Consider the following 429-nt stretch of genomic DNA (forward strand, 5'->3'; position numbering starts at 1 on the left):
CCGGCATCATAAATAGCCTCCATCCCCTTCCTATCCCAATCATTCCCAACATCTACGCCTGCGCCGTCAGAAAAATAAATGGATAAAAGGTCATCAACGGTAGCCTTTCTCCGCTCAGCCTCTTCCTCATCAATAATCTCATTGCATAGGCCAACGCACTCATTGCAGATATTCACCTCAGGTCCGGTAATGACACGAACCTCGCTTTCAGACTTTTTGCAAAATGAGCATGTAACCCCTGACTGTAACTCTTCAACTTTCCACTTAGCGAAATCAATCTTCATAGCCATCATCAGTGAACTCCCTTCAAAGCATCACCCACCACATAGACAACCAGGCAGATAATGAATAGTGCAAAGCATATGCCTATCAATATTTCCGTTACTTTTGGTTGGTTCATGCTGCCTCCGAACTGCCAGGTATTAGTTT

At 44.5% G+C, this 429-nt stretch carries 1 protein-coding gene; it reads right to left on the bottom strand.

Going from position 1 to position 429, the window contains the following annotated elements; translation table 11 throughout:
* A partial coding sequence (locus V2A85_RS24485; RefSeq protein ID WP_420072663.1) for a ClpX C4-type zinc finger protein occupies positions 1–293 on the bottom strand: 293 nt, incomplete at its 3' end.
* Positions 294–429: the final 136 nt, after the last annotated feature.

Origin of the sequence: Yersinia sp. 1252 StPb PI, assembly GCF_048593885.1 — a bacterium.
In the GTDB taxonomy this organism is placed as follows: domain Bacteria; phylum Pseudomonadota; class Gammaproteobacteria; order Enterobacterales; family Enterobacteriaceae; genus Yersinia; species Yersinia enterocolitica_E.